Annotated in this window: 16 protein-coding genes, 1 tRNA gene and 1 pseudogene; 9 read left to right on the top strand and 9 right to left on the bottom strand. The window is 65.3% G+C overall.

All coding sequences use genetic code 11. The features are described from left to right. Positions 1 to 29: 29 nt before the first annotated feature. The 7 genes from AC3WRI_RS25615 to gloB all read right to left on the bottom strand — a co-directional run bounded on the left by AC3WRI_RS25615 (position 30) and on the right by gloB (position 10,121). Complete coding sequence (locus AC3WRI_RS25615) at positions 30 to 1,199, bottom strand: acyl-CoA dehydrogenase family protein (RefSeq protein WP_492294315.1); 1,170 nt, start codon at positions 1,197 to 1,199, stop codon at positions 30 to 32. A 6-nt stretch (positions 1,200 to 1,205) separates the two neighbouring features. Then, positions 1,206 to 2,057: an enoyl-CoA hydratase family protein gene (locus AC3WRI_RS25610; RefSeq protein WP_010814327.1), complete on the bottom strand. Its 852-nt coding sequence runs from the start codon at positions 2,055 to 2,057 to the stop codon at positions 1,206 to 1,208. A gap of 32 nt (positions 2,058 to 2,089) precedes the next feature. Next, positions 2,090 to 2,893 (bottom strand): SDR family NAD(P)-dependent oxidoreductase, encoded by an 804-nt coding sequence (locus AC3WRI_RS25605; protein ID WP_010814328.1) that lies wholly within the window; start codon positions 2,891 to 2,893, stop codon positions 2,090 to 2,092. Beyond that, entirely contained in the window at positions 2,890 to 5,244 is a 2,355-nt protein-coding gene (locus AC3WRI_RS25600) for a bifunctional salicylyl-CoA 5-hydroxylase/oxidoreductase (protein WP_010814329.1), read from the bottom strand. The genes AC3WRI_RS25605 and AC3WRI_RS25600 overlap by 4 nt, the downstream gene beginning before the upstream one ends. Before the next feature lie 171 nt (positions 5,245 to 5,415). Further along, positions 5,416 to 7,308 (bottom strand): propionate--CoA ligase, encoded by a 1,893-nt coding sequence (locus AC3WRI_RS25595; protein WP_010814330.1) that lies wholly within the window; start codon positions 7,306 to 7,308, stop codon positions 5,416 to 5,418. Between the two features lie 187 nt (positions 7,309 to 7,495). Beyond that, complete coding sequence (locus tag AC3WRI_RS25590; RefSeq protein ID WP_037025174.1) at positions 7,496 to 9,187, bottom strand: transglycosylase SLT domain-containing protein; 1,692 nt, start codon at positions 9,185 to 9,187, stop codon at positions 7,496 to 7,498. Between the two features lie 133 nt (positions 9,188 to 9,320). Continuing rightward, on the bottom strand, positions 9,321 to 10,121 hold the full coding sequence (gene gloB, locus AC3WRI_RS25585) for a hydroxyacylglutathione hydrolase (RefSeq protein ID WP_492294313.1): 801 nt from the start codon (positions 10,119 to 10,121) through the stop codon (positions 9,321 to 9,323). A gap of 12 nt (positions 10,122 to 10,133) precedes the next feature. Here gloB and AC3WRI_RS25580 point away from each other — a divergent pair, with 12 nt between their 5' ends. The 7 genes from AC3WRI_RS25580 (at position 10,134) to AC3WRI_RS25550 (ending at position 14,174) form a co-directional block, all read left to right on the top strand. Continuing rightward, positions 10,134 to 10,934 (top strand): methyltransferase domain-containing protein, encoded by an 801-nt coding sequence (locus AC3WRI_RS25580; RefSeq protein WP_010814333.1) that lies wholly within the window; start codon positions 10,134 to 10,136, stop codon positions 10,932 to 10,934. A gap of 78 nt (positions 10,935 to 11,012) precedes the next feature. Then, entirely contained in the window at positions 11,013 to 11,450 is a 438-nt protein-coding gene (gene rnhA / locus AC3WRI_RS25575) for a ribonuclease HI (protein WP_011615666.1), read from the top strand. A 49-nt stretch (positions 11,451 to 11,499) separates the two neighbouring features. Continuing rightward, complete coding sequence (dnaQ, locus tag AC3WRI_RS25570; RefSeq protein ID WP_011615667.1) at positions 11,500 to 12,240, top strand: DNA polymerase III subunit epsilon; 741 nt, start codon at positions 11,500 to 11,502, stop codon at positions 12,238 to 12,240. Between the two features lie 88 nt (positions 12,241 to 12,328). Beyond that, positions 12,329 to 12,403, top strand: a tRNA-Val gene (locus AC3WRI_RS25565). 136 nt (positions 12,404 to 12,539) lie between these two features. Next, the gene (locus tag AC3WRI_RS25560; protein ID WP_492294311.1) at positions 12,540 to 13,589 is read left to right on the top strand and encodes a tyrosine-type recombinase/integrase; all 1,050 of its coding nucleotides are present in this window, start codon (positions 12,540 to 12,542) and stop codon (positions 13,587 to 13,589) included. 29 nt (positions 13,590 to 13,618) lie between these two features. Beyond that, on the top strand, positions 13,619 to 13,828 hold the full coding sequence (locus tag AC3WRI_RS25555) for a hypothetical protein (RefSeq protein ID WP_492294309.1): 210 nt from the start codon (positions 13,619 to 13,621) through the stop codon (positions 13,826 to 13,828). A 64-nt stretch (positions 13,829 to 13,892) separates the two neighbouring features. Then, on the top strand, positions 13,893 to 14,174 hold the full coding sequence (locus AC3WRI_RS25550) for a hypothetical protein (protein WP_492294308.1): 282 nt from the start codon (positions 13,893 to 13,895) through the stop codon (positions 14,172 to 14,174). Positions 14,175 to 14,552: 378 nt separating this feature from the next. On the opposite strand, the gene AC3WRI_RS25545 is transcribed toward AC3WRI_RS25550, so the two are convergent. After that, positions 14,553 to 15,464: a LysR family transcriptional regulator gene (locus AC3WRI_RS25545; protein ID WP_492294320.1), complete on the bottom strand. Its 912-nt coding sequence runs from the start codon at positions 15,462 to 15,464 to the stop codon at positions 14,553 to 14,555. 111 nt (positions 15,465 to 15,575) lie between these two features. On the opposite strand from AC3WRI_RS25545, the gene AC3WRI_RS25540 reads away from it, so the two are divergent. Together AC3WRI_RS25540 and AC3WRI_RS25535 are read left to right on the top strand one after the other, a co-directional pair. Further along, on the top strand, positions 15,576 to 16,742 hold the full coding sequence (locus AC3WRI_RS25540; protein ID WP_439670754.1) for a mandelate racemase/muconate lactonizing enzyme family protein: 1,167 nt from the start codon (positions 15,576 to 15,578) through the stop codon (positions 16,740 to 16,742). 35 nt (positions 16,743 to 16,777) lie between these two features. Beyond that, positions 16,778 to 17,770 (top strand): tripartite tricarboxylate transporter substrate-binding protein, encoded by a 993-nt coding sequence (locus tag AC3WRI_RS25535; protein WP_492294306.1) that lies wholly within the window; start codon positions 16,778 to 16,780, stop codon positions 17,768 to 17,770. A 245-nt stretch (positions 17,771 to 18,015) separates the two neighbouring features. Here AC3WRI_RS25535 and AC3WRI_RS25530 read toward each other — a convergent pair. Beyond that, positions 18,016 to 18,252, bottom strand: a pseudogene (locus AC3WRI_RS25530) (phosphate acyltransferase); the annotation flags it as partial. Between the last annotated feature and the right edge of the window lie 168 nt (positions 18,253 to 18,420).

Genomic DNA, 18,420 nt, shown 5'->3' with positions numbered 1-18,420 from the left:
CGGCAGTTCGTGGGTGGCACGCGGGGGCGTCAGGCTTTGCACCCGGCCAGCGTCTCGCGCGCAATGATCAGCTTCTGCACTTCGGTGGCGCCTTCATAGATGCGCAGCGAGCGGATCTCGCGGTACAGGCTTTCCACCCGCGTGCCGACCTTGACGCCCAGGCCGCCGAACATCTGCACCGCACGGTCGATCACCTGCTGTGCGTTCTCGGTCGCCACCATCTTGGCCATGGCCGCCTCGCGCGTGGTGCGCTGGCCCTTGACATCGCGCAGCCAGGCCGCGCGGTAGGTCAGCAGCGCCGCGGCGTCGATCGCGGTGGCCATGTCGCCGATGGCGGCCTGGGTCAGCTGCAGGTCGGCCAGCACGCCGCCGAACATCGGGCGCGCGCAGGCGCGCGCCAGAGCATCGTCAAGCGCGGCGCGGCCAAAGCCCAGCGCAGCCGCCGCGACCGAGGCACGGAAGATGTCGAGCGTCATCATCGCCACCTTGAAGCCCTGCCCCGCCTCGCCCAGCCGGTTGCCCACGGGCACGCGGCAGTCGTCGAAACGCAGCGTGGCGAGCGGGTGCGGCGCCATCACGTCGATGCGCTCGGCGATGGTCAGGCCCGGCGTATCGGCGTCCACCACAAAGGCGGAGATGCCGCGCGCGCCCGGCGCCTCGCCGGTGCGCACGAACACGCAGTAGAAGTCGGCAATGCCGCCGTTGGAAATCCAGGTCTTGGCGCCATCGATCACATAGTGGCTGCCGTCGTCCGACAGCCGTGCGCTGCACTGCATGGCGGCCACATCGGAACCGGCCTCTGGCTCGGACAGCGCAAACGCGGCAATCGCCTCGCCGCGGGCCACGCGCGGCAGGTAATGCGCACGCAGCGCATCGCGGCCGGCCAGCGAGATCGCGCCCGAGCCCAGCCCCTGCATGGCAAAGGCAAAATCGGCCAGGCCGTCATGGCGCGCCAGGGTCTCGCGCAGCAGGCACAGCGAGCGCGAATCCAGCGCCGGCAGCGCGCCGCCGTGCGCGGCCGGCACGCAGTAGCGCAGCCAGCCGGCCTCGCCCAGCTGGCGCACCAGCGCGCGGCAGGCGGCGTCGGTATCGCTGTGGTCGACATGGAGGTGTTGCGCGCACCAGGCGTCCAGTTCGCGCTCCAGTGTGCGGTGCGCGTCGTCGAACAGCGGCAGGTCGAGATAGGTCTTGTCGGACATGGCGCTTCAGTCCCCTTCGAACACCGGCTTGGTCTTGGCGACGAAGGCCTCGTAGGCGCGGCGGAAGTCGCGCGTCTGCATGCAGATGGCCTGGGCTTCGGCCTCGGCCTCGATGGCCTCGTCCAGCCCCATGTTCCATTCCTGGTGCAGCAGCTTCTTGGTCACACCATGCGCAAAGGTCGGGCCGGCGGCCAGTTGCGCGGCCAGCGTCTGCGCCTGGGCCAGCACCGATTCGGACGGATGCAGCGCATTGAAGAAGCCCCACTGCAGGCCCTCTTCCGCGCTCATCGAGCGGCCGGTGTAGAGCAGCTCGCTGGCACGCCCCTGCCCGATCACGCGCGGCAGCAGCGTGCACGCGCCCATGTCTGCGCCGGCCAGGCCGACGCGCGTGAACAGGAACGCGGTCTTGGCCTGCGCCGTCCCCAGGCGCATGTCGGAGGCCAGCGCCATCATCGCGCCGGCGCCGGCGCAGATGCCGTCGACCGCGCTCACCACCGGCTGCGGGCAGGCGCGCATGGCCTTGACCAGGTCGCCGGTCATGCGCGTGAAGTCGAGCAGCTCAGGCATGGTCATGCGCGTGAGAGGCCCAATGATCTCGTGCACGTCGCCGCCCGAGCAGTAGTTGCCGCCCGCGCCCGTCACCACCACCGCCTTGATGTCGCTGGCATAGCACAGGCCGCGGAACAGATCGCGCAGCTCGGCGTAGGAATCGAAAGTCAGCGGGTTCTTGCGCTCCGGCCGGTTCAGCGTCACGGTGCCGACCTTGCCGTCGCCGGACACCGACCACAGGAAGTGCTCCGGCTGGTAGCCGGCAAAGCTGCGCTTGTGGTGGCGCATGTCGAGTGCGATCTCTGTCATGGGTTCTCTCTCAGGTCCTTGTTCTGTCGTTGTCAGCCGGCCATCACCTCGCCGCCGGCCACCGGGATTGCCTGGCCGGTGATCGCCGCGGCGGACGGCTGGCACAGCCAGGCCACGGCGTCGGCCACTTCCTCGGGCTGCACCAGGCGGCGCTGCGGATTGCGCGCGGCCAGTTCAGCGCGGGCCTCGGTTTCAGTGCGGCCGGTCTTGCCGACGATGTTGGCCACCGCGTCGCGCACGATGTCGGTTTCGGTATAGCCCGGGCAGACCGCGTTGACGGTCACGCCCTTGGCCGCGGTTTCCAGCGCCAGCGCGCGCGTCAGGCCGATCACCCCATGCTTGGCCGCGCAATAGGCACTGACATAGCCATAGCCGATCAGGCCGGCCGTGCTCGCCACATTGACGATACGGCCCCAGCCCGCGTCGAGCATCGCCGGCAGCGCCGCCTGCGTGCACAGGAAGGTGCCGGTCAGGTTCACGTCCAGCATGCGCTGCCACAGCGCGGCATCGGTCTTCAGGAACGGTGCGCTGTGCGCCTGGCCGGCATTGTTGACCAGCATCGACACCGGGCCGGACTGTTCCGCGGCGGCGGCGAAGGCGCGTGCCACGCTGTCGGCATCGGCAATATCGGCCGTGACAAAGGAGACTACGGCGCCTGCGGGGGCGACCTCACGCAGCGCTTGTACAGTCGCCTGCAACGCGCCGGCATCGCGGCCCAGCAGCGTCACGCTGGCGCCGTCGGCCAGCAGCCGGCGCGCGATTGCCGCGCCGATGCCGCGCCCGCCGCCGGTGACCAGCGCGTGGCGCCCTGACAATGAACCCGTGCTGCCCGTCATCCCTGCTTCTCCTGCGCCGCGGCGCGTTCCAGGTTGGTTTCAAGTTGCCGCTTGCCGGCCTGGTACTGCTTGGGCCAGGTGATATCGCGGTAGCCGATGCGCGCCGCTTCCTGCAGCGTCCAGGCCGGGTTGGCCAGGTGCGGCCGCGCGATCGCGCACAGGTCGGCACGGCCCGCGGCGATGATCGAGTCGACATGGTCGGCCTCGAAGATCGCGCCCACGGCAATGGTGGCGATGCCGGCCTCGTTGCGGATGCGGTCGGCAAACGGGGTCTGGTACATGCGGCCGTAGACCGGAGCCTGGTCCGGGCTGACCTGGCCCGACGAGCAGTCGATCATGTCGGCACCGGCGGCCTTGAAGGCGCGTGCGATCTCGATCGCATCGTCGGGGGTGATGCCGCCTTCGACCCAGTCGTGCGCCGAGATGCGCACCGACATCGGCTTGTGTTCCGGCCACACTTCACGCACCGCGGCAAACACCTCCAGCGGGTAGCGCAGCCGTGCGGCCAGCGAACCGCCGTATTCATCTTCCCGCGTATTGGTCAGCGGCGAGATAAAGCTCGACAGCAGGTAGCCATGCGCGCAATGCAGTTCCAGCCAGTCGAAGCCGGCCTCGGCGGCGCGGCGCGCGCTGGCGACGAAGTCATCGCGCACACGGTCCATGTCTGCGCGCGTCATCTCGCGCGGGGTCTGCGACTCGCCCGGCAGGTAGGGCAGCGGCGAGGCCGAGATCACCGGCCAGTTGCCTTCCGACAGCGGATGGTCCATTGCCTCCCAGCCGAGCTGGGTCGAACCCTTGCGGCCCGAGTGGCCGATCTGCATGGCGATGCGCGCATCGCTGTTGGCATGCACGAAGTCGACGATGCGGCGCCAGGCGTCGCGCTGCGCGTCGTTCCACAAACCCGGGCATCCCGGCGTGATGCGCGCATCGGGCGACACGCAGGTCATCTCCGCCACCACCATGCCGGCGCCGCCCAGCGCGCGCGAACCCAGGTGGACCAGGTGGAAGTCGCCGGGCACGCCGTCGGTGCATGAGTACATCGCCATCGGCGACACCACCACGCGATTCTTCAGCGTGACGCCGCGCACGCGGAACGGCGTGAACATCGGCGGCAGCGGCTGGTGCTCACGCAGTTGCAGGCTTTCCGGTTGCACGCCGGCCTGCCGCGCCAGCCAGTGCTCGAACTGCGCCACGTAGTCCGCATCGCGCACGCGCAGATTCTCATGCGAGATGCGCTGCGAGCGGGTCAGCAGGGAATAGGCGAACTGCTCCGGCGGCAGGCTGCCCGCGTAACGCTCGACGTTCTCGAACCATTCGGTCGAGTTGCGCGCCGCGTTCTGGATCTTCAGCACTTCCACGCCGCGCGTGGCTTCGTAGCGCGACAGTGCATCGGGCAGGCCGTCATGACCCCTGCCACGGATTTCCTCGGCCAGGTCAATCGCATCTTCCAACGCCAGCTTGGTTCCCGAACCGATCGAGAAGTGCGCGGTGTGCGCGGCATCGCCCATCAGCACCACCGGCACGCGACGGCCGTCGGGCAAGGTGTTCCAATGCACCCATTGGCGGCAGATCACGCGCGGGAAGCGGATCCAGATCGCCGAGCCGCGCAGGTGCGCCGCATTGGTGATCAGCTTGTTGCCGTCGAGGTAGCGCGCGAACAGGCGCTCGCAGTAGGCCACGCCCTCCTCCTGGCTCATCTGCTCGATGCCCGCGGCGCGCCAGACCGACTCCGGGGCCTCGACGATAAAGGTCGAGGTGGTGTCGTCAAAGCGGTAGGCGTGCGCCTGGAACCAGCCGTGCTCGGTCTTCTCGAAGGCAAAGGTGAAGGCGTCGAACAGCTTGTGCGTGCCCATCCAGACAAAGCGGCACTGGCGCGTGTCGATGTCAGGCTGGAAGGTGTCGGCGTAGCGGGTGCGGATGCGGCTGTTCAGGCCGTCCGAGGCGATCACCAGGTCGGCCTGGTATTGCATCGCCAGCGCCTGGTCGTCGGACACATCGGTCTCGAACACCAGCTTCACGCCCAGCGCCTCGCAGCGTGCCTGCAGGATATTGAGCAGGCGCTTGCGGCCGATGCCGATAAAGCCATGGCCGCCGGAGCGGATGGTGCGCCCGCCGATATGGATGTCGATATCGTCCCAGTGGTTGAAGGCCGCGTTGATCTCGGCCGCGCTGACCGGGTCGGCTTGCTTCAGGTTGTCCATGGTGGCGTCAGAGAACACCACGCCCCAGCCGAAGGTGTCGTAGGGCCGGTTGCGCTCGACCACGATGACCTCGTTGGCCGGATCCTGCAGCTTCATCAGCAGCCCGAAGTACAGGCCTGCCGGGCCACCACCAATACAAAGCACTCGCATCTGTCGCCTCCTGCCGGCTGCGCCGGGCACCTTTGCCCAGGATCACACCGCCATCTAGATGATGTCTAAATATTTTATACTTCAAATATTAGACTGCATCACGGCCGATGGCAAGGGCGGGAGGCGGAGTGCCCCGCACGGCACCCGCATCCCACGCCCTCAGCCCGCCATCTAGCCTTTCAGCGCTGCCTGCAACTGTTCCAGCGCACCCGGGTCCTCGATCGTGGTCAGGTCGCCCGGATCGCGCCCTTCGGCCACCGCCTGCATGGCGCGCCGCAGCAACTTGCCGGAGCGGGTCTTGGGCAGTGCATTGACAAAGAATACGCGCGCCGGCCGCGCCACGGCACCCAGTTGCTGCTCCACCGTCTTCATCAACTCGCCCTCCAATGCCAGCCGCGCTTCGGCCGTGGCCGTGCGCGCCGGATCGCGGGCGATGCAGAAGGCCATCGCCACCTGCCCCTTGAGCGCGTCCTGCACGCCCACCACCGCCACCTCGGCCACGGCAGCGTTGGACGACAGGCTTTCCTCGATCTCGCGGGTGCCCAGCCGGTGGCCGGCAACGTTGATCACGTCGTCGGTGCGGCCCAGGATAAAAACATAGCCGTCGGCGTCGCGCACGCCCCAGTCGAAGGTCGAATAGCACAGCCGGTTCGGCACCGCCTGCCAGTAGGTGCGCACGAAGCGGTCGTCGTCGCCCCAGACCGTGCTCATGCATCCCGGCGGCAGCGGGCCGTCGATGGCGACCACACCCTTCTGCCCCGGCGGGCATTCAGCGCCGGTGTTCTCGTCGACGATCTTCAGGTCATAGCCGTAGGCGGGCACGCCGGGCGAGCCCAGCTTGGGCGGCAGCGCCTCGATGCCGCGCTGGATCGCGAGGATCGGCCAGCCGGATTCGGTCTGCCAGTAGTTGTCGACCACGGGCTTGCCCAGGCCGTCCTGGATCCAGCGCGCGGTGGGCTCGTCCAGCGGCTCGCCGGCCAGGAACAGCAGGCGCAGGCTGGACAGGTCGTAGCGGGTCAGCCAGGCCGGGTCCTGCTTCTTCAGCACGCGGATCGCGGTCGGCGCGCTGAACATCAGGTTGACCTTGTATTGCTCCACCAGCCGCCACAGGATGCCACCGTCGGGGCGGATCGGCGTGCCTTCATACATCAGCGTGGCCATGCCGGCCAGCAGCGGGCCGTAGACGATATAGCTGTGCCCCACCACCCAGCCGATGTCCGACGCGGTGAACATGGTGTCGCCGGGCTTGCCGCAGAAGATGTATTCCATCGAGGTGGCCAGCGCCACCGCGTAGCCGCCGGTATCGCGCTGCACGCCCTTGGGCTTGCCGGTGGTGCCGGAGGTGTATAGCACGTACGACGGCTCGCTCGATTCCAGCCACACGCACGGCACCTGCACGCCGGCCACGCGTTCGCGCCAGGCGGCGTAGTCCTCATCGCGGCCCTCGGTACGGGGCATTTGCGCCAGTTGCCGGTCCACCAGCAGCACCTTCCCGGGCTGGTGCGACGAGAGCCGGATGGCCTCGTCCAGCAGCGGCTTGTAGGGCACCACCTTGCCGGCACGCGAGCCGGCGTCGGCGCTGACCACCACGCGCGGCCGGGCATCCTCGATGCGCGCGGCCAGGCTGACCGAGGCAAAGCCGCCGAACACCACCGAATGGATCGCGCCGATGCGCGCGCAGGCCAGCATGGCAAAGGCGGCTTCCGGGATCATCGGCATGTAGATCAGCACGCGGTCGCCCTTCTGCACGTCCAGGCCCTGCAGGATCGCGGCCATGCGGCTGACTTCGTCGTGCAGCTCGGCGTAGGTAAAGGTGCGGGCCTGGTCGGTCTCGGTCGAGACCCAGTGCAGCGCCGGCTGGCTGGCGCGGGCCGCCAGGTGGCGGTCGACCGCGTTGTGGCACAGGTTGGTGCGCCCGCCGACGAACCAGCGCGTAAAGGGCGCGCGGCTGTTGTCGAGCACCTGGCCGAACGGGGTTTCCCAGTCGATGCGCGCCGCCTGTTCGGCCCAGAACCCCTCGGGGTCGGCCAGCGAACGGGCATGCACGGCATGGCTTGCCGTCATGTCTGTCTCCTCCGCGTCTGCGGTCATTGTGATGATGACCGTAGTTTGCCACCGGCGCGGGTGCGCGTGGACACAGATTCGGAGAGGGGCGCGCGGGCCCCGGGGGCCGGCACATGAAAAAAAGGGGCGTGCCGACGGCATCGCCCCTTCTTGCGCCATGCGGCGGACCAGCCGGCGCCCGCATTCGTCAGCGGGCCTTGGCCCCCTTGGCGCCGGCCTTGGCCGACGCCTTGACGTTCGGCCCCGGCTTGGACTCGCGCACCACGCGCGCCGGCGTCGCCTTGACTGCCGTGCGCCGCGAGGCCGCCTCGACGGTGACGCGCTTGCGCGGCTCCGCCTTGCCCGCCTTGCCCTTGGCCGAGACCCGCACGATGCCGCCCTTGCTGCTTCGCTCGGAACGCTCTGCACGGTCGGCGCGCTCGGCACGGTCGGCCTGTTCGGCCCGCGCCGCCCGCACCGCGCCGGCGCCGCGCACCGGCACCATCAGCACCAGGCTCTGCCCGGCGACCAACTTGGTGCCGGAGAGCTTGTTCCACGATTGCACCTGCCCCGCCGAGACGCCATAGCGCCGCGCCACCGAGGCCACGGTGTCGCGCCGCCCGGCACGCACCACCACGCGGCGCGCATCCGGCAAATCAGGCTCCATCGCCAGCATGGCACTGTCGGCCAGGGTCGCGCTGATATCCTGGTCGTGGCGGCCCGAGCGCGGGATCATCACGGTCGAGCCGGCCTTCAGGCGCATGCCTTTCGGGATGCTGTTGATCTCGCGCAGCGTATCGGCGTCGACGTTCAGCCGTGCCGCCAGCGCTTCGATACGCTCGCGGCTGTCCACCGTCACCGCCGACCAGCTCGACAACCCGCCGCGGTAGGTGTTCAGGTTGTACTGGAAGCGCTCGGCGTTATCGAACGGCAGCAGGATCTGCGGGTTGGACGCGCCCAGGATCACCGGCCGGTTGAACGACGGATTGAGCGCCTTGAATTCCTCTACCGACATGTCCGCCAGCTTGGCCGCCAGGTTCACGTCGATATCGCGCGAGGTGGTCACCGTGACAAAGTACGGGTGGTCCGGGATCTCGGGCAGCTTGACGCCATACGCAGCCGGGTTGGCGATGATGTTCTTGACCGCCTGCAGCTTCGGCACGTAGTAGCGCGTCTCGTTGGGCATGGGCAGGCTGGCGTAGTCGGTCGGCAGCCCGCGCGCCTGGTTGCGTGCGATCGCGCGCGACACCGCGCCCTCGCCCCAGTTGTAAGCCGCCAGCGCCAGGTGCCAGTCGCCGAACATATCGTAGAGCCGCGCCAGGTAGTCCAGCGCGGCGTCGGTCGAGGCCAGCACGTCGCGGCGCTCGTCACGGAACATGTTCTGCTTCAGGTTGTACGACTTGCCGGTACTCGGGATGAACTGCCACATGCCCGCCGCCTTGGCGGTGGACTGCGCCTGCGGGTTGAACGCGCTCTCGACGAACGGCAGCAGCGCCAGCTCGGTCGGCATCTTGCGCCGTTCCAGCTCTTCTACGATGTGGTACAGGTAGCGGCTTGAGCGCCCGACCATCCGTTCCATGTATTCCGGCCGCTGCGCATACCACTGGGTGCGGTCATCGACCAGCGTGCCCTCCAGGTCCTGCATGGCAAAGCCGCGCCGGATGCGATCCCAGATGTCGTTGGACGGGCCGCGCAGCCAGTCCAGGCCACCCTGGTCGACATTGATCGTGGATGCGGAAGAAAGCGCCGATTTATCGATGAGCGAGTTGAGCGGGTCCTGGCGCTTGGCGGTCTGGGCGGTCGCGGCGCCGTTGGCGCCATCAGGCGGCGTTGGGGTGCTGGCGCACGCTGCAAGCAGCGCGGCGCACGCGACCACCGCCAGTAATCGACCAATTTTCATTAAGTTCTCGAATCGTGACGCCAAAAGGATGCGTGATGCTAAAAAAAACCGCGTATCGCGTCAATCAGATTTTCCATATGGCCAGTATCCGCCGGGCAGCCGGAAAGCCTTGCGGCGCAAGGCCCGGCAGGGTTCAGCGGAAATTGTCCTTCCAGCCGCGCAGCGCACCGAAGGCCTGCGCATCGCCCGTGGCGGCCCCGCCCTGCGCCGCCACCGCCGCGCGCACCGCGGGCTCGCGCGAGCGCAGGAAGGGATTGACCTCGCGCTCATGAGCGATGGTGGTCGGCAGCGTCGGCTGGTCCGCCGCGCGCAGCGCGTCGACCCGCTGCTCCCATGCCGCCAGCGCGGCATTGGCCGGTTCCACCGCCCGTGCAAAGCGCACATTGCTGCGCGTATATTCGTGCGCGCAATAGACGCGGGTATCGCCCGGCAGTGCCGCCAGCTTGTCGAGCGAGTCCAGCATCTGTGCCGGCGTGCCTTCGAACAGACGCCCGCAGCCACTGGCAAACAGCGTATCGCCACAGAAGACCGCCGGGCCGGCTTCGCCCAGGTCGCCCACATAGGCGATATGGCCGGCGGTGTGCCCGGGCACGTCCAGCACGCGCAGCGTCAGCGCCGGCGCCTCTAGCGTCACGACATCGCCTTCGCGCAGGGCCCGGGTGCGCCCGCCAATGCGTTCGCCGGCGGGCCCCAGCACCGGCATCGGCGCGCCCGACGACGTGCGCGGGTGCGCCGCCAGCAACTCGGCTACCCCGCCCTGGTGATCGCCGTGGTGATGGGTGATTACAATAGCGCCCAGAGCCAGACCGCTTTGCGCCAGGAAGCGCTCCACCGGCGCGGCCTCGCCGGGATCGACCACGGCGGCGCTATGACCGTCGTGGATGGCCCAGATATAGTTATCCTGGAACGCCGGGATCGGCTCAACCTTCAACATGCGCATGCTCCTATGTCCAATCGTCCCAATCATCCGATTGTAAGCTGGGAAGACTGGCTGGCCTCGCCGCCCGGTGAGTACATGCTGCGCTGGGAGGCGCAGCAGTACGACCGGATCGTGACCGACATCTTCGGCTACCACGCCGTCCAGTTGGGCCTGCCCTTTATCGACACCCTGCGCGAGAACCGGATGCCGTTCTCGGCGCTGGCGCTGGACCCTTCCAGTGGACCGCACGGGCCGCGCGCCGCACATCCCGACGCGCGCCAGCTGCTGTGCCGCTTCGACGAGCTGCCGTTCGACACCCAGAGCATCGACCTGGTCACCCTGCCCCACATCCTGGAATTCGCCGAAGACCCGCATGAAGTGCTGCGCGAGGTCTCGCGGGTGCTGATGCCCGAGGGGCGCGTGGTGGTCACCTGCTTCAACCCGATGAGCCTGTGGGGCGCGCGCCAGGGCATGAACCGGCTCGGCGCCACGCCCTTCCTGCCGACGGACGCGCAGCAGATCGGCTTCGTGCGCATCAAGGACTGGCTCAAGCTGCTGGGCTTCGATATCATCCGCGGCCGCTTCGGCTGCTACTGCCCGCCCTACCGCACCGACCGCTGGCTGCAGCGCGCCGCCTTCATGGAAAAGGCCGGTGACCGCTGGTGGCCGATCTTCGGCGCGGTCTATATGATCTCGGCGATCAAGCGCGTGCGCAATATCCGCCTGGTCGGCCCGGCCTGGAAGAGCAAGCCGGCGCTGGCTCCGGTGTCATCGCCCGTGGCCACGCCTACCGGCACCCACGGCAAGACCCCCGGCGAAGAGCGCTGACGCCGGCGCGCGCCCGCGCTCTCACCCGATTCGCCCTCAAAGCGCCACCTGCCCGGCGGGTGGCCACCTTGGAATCACATGCAAGAAGTCACGATCTACTCCGACGGCGCCTGCAAGGGCAATCCCGGCCGCGGCGGCTGGGGCGCGGTGCTCGTCGCCGGCGCCAGCGAGAAAGAAATGTTCGGCGGCGAGCCCAACACTACCAACAACCGCATGGAAATGACCGCCGTGATCGAAGCATTGCGCGCGCTCAAGCGTCCCTGCGTCGTGCGTGTCTATACCGACTCGCAGTATGTCCAGAAGGGCATCAGCGAATGGCTGCCCGGCTGGAAGGCCCGCGGGTGGAAGACCGCCGACAAGAAGCCTGTCAAGAACGCCGACCTGTGGCAGGAACTGGACACCCTGGCGCAGCCGCACCAGATCTCCTGGCACTGGGTGCGCGGCCACAACGGCCACCCCGGCAATGAGCGCGCCGACGCGCTGGCCAACCGCGGCGTCGAATCGATCGGCCGCTGATCCCTCTCGCTAACAAGAAACCGCGGGGCGCCCACGCAGCTCCGCTAGAATGCCCGCCATGCGACAAATCGTTCTCGACACCGAAACCACCGGCCTGAGTGCCGCCACCGGCGACCGCCTGATCGAAATCGGCTGCGTCGAGCTGATGAACCGCCGCCTGACGGGGCGCCACCTGCACTTCTACGTCAACCCGGAACGCGATATCGACGAGGGCGCGATCGCCGTGCACGGCATCACGGTCGAGTTCCTGGCCGACAAGCCCCGCTTTGCCGAAGTCGTCAACGACATCCGCGAGTTCATCCAGGATGCCGAGCTGATCATCCACAACGCGCCGTTCGACCTGGGCTTCCTCGACATGGAATTCCAGCTGCTGGGCCTGCCGCCGTTCCGCCAGCATGCCGGCAATGTGATCGACACCCTGCGCGAAGCCCGCCAGATGTTCCCCGGCAAGCGCAACTCGCTCGACGCCCTGTGCGACCGCCTGGGCATCAGCAACGCCCACCGCACGCTGCACGGCGCCCTGCTGGATGCCGAGCTGCTGGCCGAGGTCTACCTGGCCATGACGCGCGGCCAGGATTCGCTGGTGATCGACATGCACGACAGCACCGCAGGCCACGGCGGCGCGGTTGCCGCGGCCGACCTGTCGCGCCTGGCCCTGCCCGTGCTGCGCGCCACGGACGAAGAGCAGCAGGCCCATCTCGCCCTGCTCAAGGGCCTGGACAAGGCCAGCGGCGGCAAGACGGTGTGGCAGGAAGCCCCCGCGGCAGAACCCGGAAGCCTGGCCGCCTGACAAAAATCAAAAAAGGGCTTTACAAGATACAAGAACCTCTGCATAATCTCATTTCTCCGCTGCACGACGGCAACGACGGCGCAGTAAGGGGTGGTTAGCTCAGCGGTAGAGCACTGCCTTCACACGGCAGGGGTCACAGGTTCAATCCCTGTACCACCCACCAGATTCGGAAAAGCCAGCCTTGCGCTGGCTTTTCTCATTCCCGGGGTTAGGATGCACTAACCCTTCGATTTCTGGCCTCCCTCGAATCGGTCCGGTTGCCACAAATTTGCCACACGCAAACTTGTGAAGGACCACGAATGGCGACTATTCGGCAACGGGGATCGAACTGGGAAGCCCAGATTCGACGCAAAGGCTGGCCCACCCTCTCCCGCAACTTCTCGACCAAGGGCGACGCCCGGGCATGGGCAACCGTCATTGAGTCCGAGATCGAACGCGGCGTCTTCATTGATCGCACCGAAGCCGAAAAAAGCCTGGGCGATCTGATTCGGAGATACCTGCACGAGGTGTCTGCCCAGAAGAAGGGCGCGCAATCGGAACGGTATCGTCTCACCGCGATGCTTCGCGATCCCCTTACGCAGGTGAAGGTCGCGGCCTTGTCAGGCAAGCTCATCGCCGAGTGGCGCGACAAACGACTGAAGCAGGTATCCGGCTCGACAACGAACCGTGACCTGAACCTGATTTCCCACGTGATTAATGTGGCACGCAAAGAATGGGGAATCCACATTGACAATCCCGTGTCAATGATTCGCCGGCCCGCGGAAAATCGCGGGCGCAACCGCCGCCTGGGATATGGAGAGGAGGAACGACTCCTCGCCGCACTCGAAACACCTCCACGCGACCCCAGAGGACGCCTTACCGGCCCTAGCAATCCCTGGATGCGACCGCTCGTGATCGTGGCCATGGAAACCGCCATGCGGCGGGGCGAGTTGCTCTCGCTTCATTGGAGGGATGTCGATCTCAGCGACAGGTACGCTCGTCTTCACGACACCAAGAACGGCTCAGCACGCGATGTACCGCTTTCAACGAGGGCCACGGCCACCCTGGCAACACTCCCTCGTCATATCTCTGGCCGCGCTTTCCCCATTACCGCCGACGCGGTCAAGAAATCGTTCACCCGGGCCGTAGCAAGAGCTGGCTTGGAGGATTTTCATTTCCATGACCTCAGGCATGAGGCAACTAGTCGCATCGCGGACAAATTGGACAATGTACTTGAGCTTTCAGCTGTCGATGTTGAAGCGTTACTACCATCCGCGCGCGCGGGATCTCGCGCTAAAGCTCGGGTAACGCATAGCCCACAAAGCACTGATGCGGCGAATGCAGTGGTAGCAGCCACCGCACCCGCCTGACCACAACCAACCTTTCAAGGAGGTTCGCTATGGCTGACGCCATTCTAGCCGCGCACCCGCTGCGCACCCTGCCCCAAGACAGCGACCTGTCCTGCGTGCTCGACCTGGAAAACCCGTTCTATATGACTCTGGAGCGGCTGGAAGGGCTGATCACGGCCCAGCCAGCGGGCGAGATCCGCGCCTATCTTTTCGGCCTGTACGACATGCGCCGGGCCACCGTCTACGCCCGGGGGGACTGAGATGCGGCGCGCGCTGTTGCTTACCGTTGCCCTAGCCGGAGTTTGCCCAGCAGGGGCCCAGACTGTGGCGGATATCCTGCGGGCTGGCCAAGCCGCTGAGGCAGCGCTTGAAGCCCAGCGGCAGGCGGCGGAACGAGCTGTGTGGAAGGCCAACGAGGAGGCCATCGATAACACCGTAGTGTGGACATGCACCTGTGTGAATGGCCAGGCGATTTGGAGCTTCAAGACGGTCAGGCAGATACGAGCCGAGAGCGGCGTCAGGACCGAACGCTCGCAGGCCCTTTTCGACGCCTACCCGCAGATGAGCACACAGCTCAACGCGCAGCTGACCAATCGTTGCCAGTAGTGGTCTATGGCAGGCTTCATGTTGCTGGCCATGAAGACAGAGAGCAAAAATCTTTACTTATCAGATGGTTGCCTTGACTCTTGCCATTTAGTCTGGCGCTCGATTTTGCGACGAGGTGGTTTGCCAAATGATCTAAGTGTCAGGATCCGGAATTCGTGAGACTGCGTTTTCCGAAAAATCAACGACTTAGCAGTTAATTGGGCCAGCGCTCTCCCGTACTAGAAGCGGAAATAGCGAGAACTGCCCTGACTTGAAGCACGAATTCGTTGGACTGCTCTGCACCAGTTGCTCACTGTCTCCTGGCGACCCGTAACGGTCGTCCGCGGGCGTACTCCGAGTGTCTGCAGTACGGCCCATAGCGGCCGCCTTCTGTCGCCCCTATACCTTCTTTTCAAGCGACTTCTGAAACGTCTCTACTAAAAAGTCAATGAACGCACGAGCACGTGCTGTCTGATTTCGGCGCTGCGAGTAGTAGACAAAGAGGTCCGCCGAAGGCAGTTTGAACTGCGGTAAGACGACTCGCAACCGGCCGCTCTCCAGATACTTTGCCAAGTCCCACTCGGAACGGATCAGGATGCCGTGCCCGTCGAGCGCCCAGCCGAGAACGATATCCCCGTCGTTGCTGGATAGGGCCCCGGTGACCTTAACGCTTTCGTGATGCCCCGCCTGCTCGAAGCGCCAGATGGTGTGGGCTTCGTCGTTCTGTCTGTGAATGATGCAGCGATGCTTGTGAAGCTCGGACAATGACTGCGGTGACCCGAATTTGTCCAGGTAGACCGGCGAAGCGCAGAGGAAGCGACGGTTCGACATGATCCGCCTTGCGCTCAGCCGGTTATCCGGCAGCGTTCCGAACCGGATAGCCAGGTCGACACCACTGTCAACAAGGTCTACGGGGCGATCCGTGACTTCAAGCTGCACCTCCACCTGTGAATAGCGCTTTGCAAACTCGGACACCAGAGGAGCAATGGTGGTCCGTCCGAAGCCGAGTGTTGCATTGACCCGCAGCAGTCCGCGAGGTTCGGCACCGCTGCTTGCCACAACGCTCTCCATCTCCCGGAGGTCCGCCAGGATCCTCTTGGCATATGCCAGGTAGGTCTCGCCTTCGTTCGTCAGGCTGATGCGTCGCGTGGTGCGATTCACGAGCCGTACTCCAAGGCGGCTTTCCATCAGGGCCAGCCGCTTTGTCGCTGCGGGGGGCGTCAGATCCAGTTCGCGCGCCGCGGCCGCTAGAGAGGCGTGCCGGGCAATCAGGACGAAGAACTCCAGTTCGGACGCGATTTCAGTCTTCACTTTGAGCGAATAATGAAATGAAAGTGATTCAATTGTAGTACGCCATTCCGCACCTAAGCTACGTACTCCGACGCGCCCAGCGTTCAAGTAATGTGAGTCAGGAGACACACTGTGAGAGTCGTAGAAATCCACGAGAAGACCTTCCCGATCAGCTCGCCCATCCGCAATGCCTACATCGATTTCAGCAAGATGACGCTGAGCCTCGTCGCCGTGGTCACCGACGTGATCCGCGACGGCAAGCCCGTGGTCGGCTACGGCTTCAACTCCAACGGTCGCTATGGCCAAGGCACCCTGATGCGTGAGCGGTTCATTCCGCGCATCCTGGAAGCCGATCCGGAGTCGCTGGTCGACGCCACCGGCAAGAACCTGGATCCGCACAAGATCTGGGACACCATGTTCAAGAACGAGAAGCCGGGCGGCCATGGCGAGCGATCGGTGGCCATCGGCACCATCGACATGGCGGTCTGGGATGCTGTCGCCAAGATCGAAGGCAAGCCCTTGTTCCAGTTGCTGGCCGACCGCTATGGCAACGGGCAGGCGGACCGCAAGGTGTTCGTCTACGCCGCCGGCGGTTACTACTATCCCGGCCAGGATCACGGCAAGCTGAAGGACGAGATGCGCAGCTACATCGACCGCGGCTACACCGTGGTCAAGAAGAAGATCGGCGGCGCGTCGCTGGACGAGGATCTGCGACGCATCGACTCGATTCTGAGCGTGCTGCAGGATGGTCAGAAGCTCGCCGTCGATGCCAATGGGCGCTTCGACCTCGACACCGCCATCCAGTACGCCAAGGCGCTTTCCCAATACGATCTGTTCTGGTACGAGGAGCCGGGCGATCCGTTGGACTTCGAGCTGCAAGCGACGCTGCGCAACTACTATGACAAGCCGATGGCCACCGGCGAAGACCTGTTCTCGATGCAGGACGCCCGCAACCTGATTCGCTACGGCGGCATGCGCCCGGATCGCGACTACCTGCAATTTGACTGCGCGCTCAGCTATGGCCTGGTCGAATACCTGCGCACGCTTGACATGCTCAAGCAGCACGGCTGGTCGGCCACCCGCTGCATTCCGCATGGCGGCCACCAGATGTCACTGAATATCGCAGCGGGCTTGGGCCTGGGGGGCAATGAAAGCTATCCCGACCTGTTCCAGCCGTTTGGCGGCTTCCCCGATGGCGTCAAGGTCGAGAAGGGCTACCTCACGATGCCCGACCTGCCCGGTATTGGCTTCGAAGGCAAGTCAGACCTGTATAGCGTGATGCGGCAGCTGTCGGCTTAAGCCGCAGCAATTCAAAAACATAAACGGAGACAACCATGTGGATCAAGCAAGCGGCCGCCCGCGCCGCAACCCTATGCATTTTCAGCGGCCTCTTCGTCACGTCCGGCTACGCCCGTGCCGAATATCCGGAGAAGCCTGTCACCTTGGTTGTCCCGTTCGTGGCTGGAGGCCCGAGCGACAAGATCGCTAGAGACGTCGCCGAATCGCTGCGGAAAACACTCGGCACCACGGTTGTCGTCGAGAATACCGCTGGTGCCGGCGGTACCATCGGTACGGCTCGTGTCGCCCGGGCGACCCCGGATGGCTATACGCTGCTGGTCCACCATATCGGCCTGGCGACGGCACCAGCCCTGTACAAGAAGCTTGGCTACAAGACCTCGGACCTGGAATTCCTGGGGCTGATCAACGAGGCTCCGTCGACACTGATCGGCAAGAACGCCCTGCCTCCGAACAACATGCCCGAACTCAAGAAGTTTATTGCGGCGAATGGCGGAAAGCTGAACCTGGCAAACGCGGGCGTGGGCTCTGCGTCGCACCTCTGTAGCCTGCTGCTGCAAAGCACGCTGAAAAGCGACATGACCTTTGTCCCGTACAAGGGAACGGCGCCCGCGATGTCCGACATCATGGGTGGGCAGATCGATCTGATGTGTGAGCAGGCCACCAACAGTACGCCACAGATCGAAGCCAAGAAGGTCAAGGCGTTTGGGGTGACAAGTGCCCAACGCTCGACGGTGCCGGCGTTGGCGGGCATTCCGACCCTCAACGAAGCCGGCTTGCCGGGATTCAACTTCACCGTCTGGCACGGTTTGTATGCGCCTCGCGGTACCCCGCCAGCCGTACTTGAGAAAATCAACAAGGCCCTGCGCGCAGCGCTGAAGGATCCGGCGTTAATCAAACGTGAAGAGGCATTGGGCATCACGGTTGTCACCGACGACCGTCTCTCACCGGCAGGCCATAAGAAGTTTTTCAACGAAGAAGCTAATCGGTGGACGAAAGTCATCACGGACGCTGGCATTCAGCCGGAGTGACTGCATAGCGCTCCCCACCGGCCGGGCACCTGGTCTGGTGCCGTCCTGTCCTTTTCCAACATTCTTGATCGCCAGGCGGCTCCGATGTACTGGAGCTGCCATAGGGCCCCGTGCGTCCGAAGCTTGGCGGTTGCACCACGAATCGCACCTGCAGGAGACAACAGTGCGGCCTTCATTTCTGAAGAAACACCTATCGAACGGGCGACCGGCTGTCATTGCGAAGCGCATTGAGAAATTGGGCTTGCGCCTGCGAGAATTGGCGTTGCCAGTTGTTCGTCGACGACGATCTGTACCGCTCTCAGGACGCGCTCTTCCTCGCCTTCTGCAAACACTACGCGTTTTCTGGCAGAAGCGATGCTCTTCGCTTGCTGGAAGACCGGCTTCACCAGGTTGCCGCTGTGATAGACGAACTGCTGCAGATGCTGGCGATACGTTTCCATATCCTCGATAGGCCGCGTGGCAACCCCGGAATCCATGGCTGAACCGCCCCGGATTTTGAGGAGGCTCCAATCTTTGAGAGAATGGAGCCATGAGGAAGTCAGTGAAGTTTTCCCCCGAGGTCCGCGAGCGCGTCGTGCGCATGGTGTTCGAGCATCGTGGCGAGCACGAATCGCAGTGGGCTGCCGTGGTGTCGATCGCAGCAAAGATCG

This window comes from Cupriavidus sp. FW305-27 (assembly GCF_058787995.1).
Note: the sequence above shows the minus strand (reverse complement) of the source record. Positions and strands in the feature narration are given on the sequence as shown.

What these genes read in the sequence shown, in the direction of transcription:
- AC3WRI_RS25615 (WP_492294315.1), bottom strand. Translation starts at nt 1,199, where the DNA reads ATGTCCGACAAGACCTATCTCGACCTGCCGCTGTTCGACGACGCGCAC.
- AC3WRI_RS25610 (WP_010814327.1), bottom strand. Translation starts at nt 2,057, where the DNA reads ATGACAGAGATCGCACTCGACATGCGCCACCACAAGCGCAGCTTTGCC.
- AC3WRI_RS25605 (WP_010814328.1), bottom strand. Translation starts at nt 2,893, where the DNA reads ATGACGGGCAGCACGGGTTCATTGTCAGGGCGCCACGCGCTGGTCACC.
- AC3WRI_RS25600 (WP_010814329.1), bottom strand. Translation starts at nt 5,244, where the DNA reads ATGCGAGTGCTTTGTATTGGTGGTGGCCCGGCAGGCCTGTACTTCGGG.
- AC3WRI_RS25595 (WP_010814330.1), bottom strand. Translation starts at nt 7,308, where the DNA reads ATGACGGCAAGCCATGCCGTGCATGCCCGTTCGCTGGCCGACCCCGAG.
- AC3WRI_RS25590 (WP_037025174.1), bottom strand. Translation starts at nt 9,187, where the DNA reads ATGAAAATTGGTCGATTACTGGCGGTGGTCGCGTGCGCCGCGCTGCTT.
- gloB (WP_492294313.1), bottom strand. Translation starts at nt 10,121, where the DNA reads ATGTTGAAGGTTGAGCCGATCCCGGCGTTCCAGGATAACTATATCTGG.
- AC3WRI_RS25580 (WP_010814333.1), top strand. Translation starts at nt 10,134, where the DNA reads ATGTCCAATCGTCCCAATCATCCGATTGTAAGCTGGGAAGACTGGCTG.
- rnhA (WP_011615666.1), top strand. Translation starts at nt 11,013, where the DNA reads ATGCAAGAAGTCACGATCTACTCCGACGGCGCCTGCAAGGGCAATCCC.
- dnaQ (WP_011615667.1), top strand. Translation starts at nt 11,500, where the DNA reads ATGCCCGCCATGCGACAAATCGTTCTCGACACCGAAACCACCGGCCTG.
- AC3WRI_RS25560 (WP_492294311.1), top strand. Translation starts at nt 12,540, where the DNA reads ATGGCGACTATTCGGCAACGGGGATCGAACTGGGAAGCCCAGATTCGA.
- AC3WRI_RS25555 (WP_492294309.1), top strand. Translation starts at nt 13,619, where the DNA reads ATGGCTGACGCCATTCTAGCCGCGCACCCGCTGCGCACCCTGCCCCAA.
- AC3WRI_RS25535 (WP_492294306.1), top strand. Translation starts at nt 16,778, where the DNA reads ATGTGGATCAAGCAAGCGGCCGCCCGCGCCGCAACCCTATGCATTTTC.